This window comes from Streptomyces capoamus (genome assembly GCF_014654935.1).
Lineage (GTDB): Bacteria > Actinomycetota > Actinomycetes > Streptomycetales > Streptomycetaceae > Streptomyces > Streptomyces capoamus.
The window spans coordinates 157,495-160,965 of the sequence record NZ_BNBF01000005.1; the positions used below are offsets into that span (position 1 = coordinate 157,495).

4 protein-coding genes are annotated in these 3,471 nt (G+C 72.7%); 2 read left to right on the plus strand and 2 right to left on the minus strand.

Annotated elements, in window-relative coordinates; all coding sequences use genetic code 11:
* A partial coding sequence (locus tag IE312_RS39490) for an ATP-binding cassette domain-containing protein (RefSeq protein WP_229899477.1) occupies positions 1-192 on the minus strand: 192 nt, incomplete at its 3' end.
* 452 nt (positions 193-644) lie between these two features.
* Here IE312_RS39490 and IE312_RS10465 point away from each other — a divergent pair.
* Positions 645-1,049 carry a hypothetical protein gene (locus IE312_RS10465; protein ID WP_189980552.1) on the plus strand — a complete coding sequence of 135 codons (405 nt, stop codon included), beginning with the start codon at positions 645-647 and terminating at the stop codon, positions 1,047-1,049.
* Between the two features lie 85 nt (positions 1,050-1,134).
* Here the strand turns inward: IE312_RS10465 and IE312_RS10470 are convergent, their stop codons facing one another.
* On the minus strand, positions 1,135-2,271 hold the full coding sequence (locus IE312_RS10470; protein WP_229899479.1) for a glycerate kinase: 1,137 nt from the start codon (positions 2,269-2,271) through the stop codon (positions 1,135-1,137).
* A gap of 164 nt (positions 2,272-2,435) precedes the next feature.
* Between IE312_RS10470 and IE312_RS10475 the strand changes: the two genes are divergently transcribed.
* Positions 2,436-3,471, plus strand: a 1,036-nt coding sequence (locus tag IE312_RS10475) for an ADP-ribosylglycohydrolase family protein (protein WP_189980553.1), incomplete at its 3' end; no start/stop codon positions are given.

Sequence of the window (3,471 nt, forward strand, 5' to 3'; positions counted from 1 at the left end):
CCTGACCAGACCGAGGATCGACGACAGCAGCGTGCTCTTGCCCGAGCCGCTCGGCCCCGTGATCGCCACCGACTCCCCGGCGCTGACGCTGAGTTGCAGGTCCTTGAACAGCGTCCGGTTCCGGACCGAGTGGTTCAGGTCCTGGATGTGGAGTACCGGGCCGGGCGCGGGCCCGATGTCGGAATTGCTCACGTGATGTGCCCTCAGGTAGCTGTTGCCGCGTCACCGTGTGACGTCGCGGTGGCGCCGCGGGGCAGGGACGAGCCCCCTGTCCCGCGGATGGCGGGCTCTTCCGGCGAGCATGAAGCAGCGTCCCCGTGAACAGTCCCCCGTTGCGCGAGAGAGGTCAGCCTCCCGCGATCGGTGCCGATGGTAAGCCAAAGCGATCATGCGACGAAAGAGGGGCTTCCCTATACCACATCGCCGTGCCGCAATAGCCCTTGCTTGGCTTCGGTTTTGGTATATGATCTTGCATCGGTCGCGAGGAAGGCCTTCTCCTCGCTGCCCACGGGGGGCTCTGCAAGCGAAGCCGCCAGGCCTGACCTGCCTGGCGTCGCCTTCCCATGGGTGCGTCACATCCGAGGGCCTTCGTCGTGATGACCGCCAATCGCAGCAGGTGAGTTGCTGCGTCAAAGGGGAGAATCATGCAGTTTTCCAGGAGCGCCAAGAAGGCCGCCATGGCAGTTGTCATGCTCGGCGCCATTGCGGGGGCTTCGCCGGCCTACGCCGACGCCGGCGAGGACGTCACGTCCCAGCTGAACCACCACACGAACCCGAACATCCACCTCGCCTACGCCTTCAGCCTGCAGTCGAACGGCAACAAGAACGTCGGCGTCACCGACCAGCAGGCGGACGGCAACGGGGTCTACTCGGAGTTCGACCGCAAGAACACCAAGGGCCTCCGCCTCCTGAACAACCAGGGCGCGGGGAAGACCACCTACAGCGACAACTCCACGAGCAACTACGTCGTGAAGGTCACCGCCTGCATCCACTTCGACGGGACCCCGGACAAGTGCGGTCCGGACGACCGGCCCGGCGACGGACGCTGATCCCGCGCCCCGTGCGGCAGATGCCCATCTGCCGCACGGGGCGTCCGTGCCCCGGACGTCCACGCTCCGCCGGCTGGACGCCCGGTCAGCTCAGGAAGTCCCGCGCGATCGACTCCGCCACGCGTTCCAGGATCGGGCCCGCGTGCGCGATGCACCGGGCGACGTCCGGCTCGACCGAGGTCAGGGCGTAGGCCTCCGCGATGCCGGCCCGCCGCAGCGCCTCCGGCGGCAGGGCCAGCCGCCCGCACACCGCCACGACCTGCTTGCCCGCGGCGCGTGCCGCCGCCGCGACTCCCGCCGGTGCCTTCCCGTGCAGGGTCTGCTCGTCCAGGGAGCCCTCCCCGGTGACGACGAGCGAGGCCCGCTCCAGGGCGGGGGCGAAACCCAGGACGTCCAGCATGACCTCGATACCGGGGCGGAACCGCGCGCCGAGGAGCAGCGCGCCGTAGCCGATGCCGCCGGCCGCGCCCGCTCCCGGTGACACCGCGTACTCGGCGGCCCGCGGACCGGCCTCGGCCTCCAGCACCTTCGCGAAGCGGGCCAGCGCCGCGTCCAGCGTCTCCACGTCGTCCGGCGAGGCACCCTTCTGCGGGCCGTACACCGCCGGCGCGCCCTTCGGGCCGGTCAGGGGATTGTCGACGTCGCTGGCCAGCACCAGGTCGACCGAGGCCAGCCGGGGGTCGAGACCGGACAGGTCGGCCCGGGCGAGGCCGGCGAGGCCGCCGCCGCCCGGGGGCACCGGCTCGCCCTCCTCGGTCAGGAAACGCGCGCCCAGCGCGGACAGCATGCCCGCGCCGCCGTCCGTCGTGGCGCTGCCGCCGACGCCGAACACGATGGTCCGCGCGCCCGCGTCCAGCGCGGCGCGCAGCAGCTCCCCGGAGCCGTACGTGGAGGCGGTCAGCGGTGCGAAGACACCGGCCGGCAGCCGCTGCAGCCCGCTCGCCTCCGCCATCTCGACCACCGCGGTGCCGTCGCGGAGCGCGAACGCCGCCGTGACCTCCTGGCCGAGCGGCCCGGCGACCCGTACCTCCCGGCGTTCGAAGCCGGCGGCGACCGCCGCGTCCACCGTCCCGTCACCGCCGTCGGCCACGGGCAGCGCCTCCACCCGGAGGTCCGGCACGACCCCGCGCAGCCCGGCCGTCACCCGCTCGGCGACCTGTACGGCCGTCAGCGAGCCCTTGAACTTGTCCGCGGCGATGAGCACCCGACGGGTCTCGTTCACTGCAGCGTCCGCCACCTTGTGTTCCCCTTGCTCTCCGGGCCCCGCGCACGGCGGGGCCAGTCGCGCCGCTGTGACGATAACCGCAGGACACCCCCGCCGTCATGCCCTGCCCGAACCCTGGGAAGGCGCTGGGAGCCGCCCGGCAGAACGGGTACACCCCTGTCATGAACACCGAGCGCCCCGGAGGGGACCTCGCCGACCGTGTCCACGGCGGCTGGCTCGGCCGGATCGCGGGCAACATGCTCGGCAAGCCGGTCGAGCAGGGCGAGGTGTGGACCCGTGACCGCATCGACGGCTATCTGCGCCGGGCGGCGGCCCTGCCGCTGACCGACTACCTCCCCGAGCCCGCCGACCCGGCCGAGGCCGCCGTGCTGCGCCCGGAGTGGCGCAGCTGCGTGCGCGGCCGGATCCACGGCAGCTGCCGGGACGACGACGTGGACTACGCGATCCTCGGCCTGCACCTGCTGGAGACGCACGGCTTCGGCTTCAGCACCGAGCAGGTCGGCGACCTGTGGCTGCTGCGGCTGCCGTACCTGCAGACGTTCACGGCGGAACGGGCCGCTTACCGCAACCTCGCCAACGGGCTCAAACCGCCGCTCACGGCGACGTACGACAACCCGTACCAGGAGTGGATCGGGGCGCTGATCCGCGCCGACGTCTACGGCTGGACCTGCCCCGGCGATCCCGTCCGGGCCGCTGGTCTGGCCCGCCGGGACGCGGTCCTCTCGCACACCGGCAACGGCGTCTACGGCGCCATGTGGGCCGCCGCGCTGATCGCGGCGGCCTTCACCGCCCCGACGGTGCGCGACGCCCTGGACACCGCGCTGACCGTCGTCCCGGCGGGCAGCCGGCTGGCCCGGACGGTACGGCGGGTGGCGTCCCTGCACGAGGCCCGGCTGCCCTGGGAGGAGACGCTGGCCACGGTCGCCGAGGAGACCGCCGGGCTCGGCTGGATCCACACGGTGCCGAACGCCGCCGTGCTCACCGCCGGACTGCTGTACGGCGACGGCGACTTCACCCGGACCATCGCGCTGACCGTGCGCGGCGGCCTGGACACCGACTCCAACGGGGCGACGGCCGGTTCGGTGGCCGGCGTCCTCACCGGGGCGGACGCGATCCCGGCGCGGTGGCGGGAGCCGCTGGAGGACACCGTGCGCAGCGCGGTGTTCGGTTTCGACGGCGTCCGGATCAGTGCGCTGG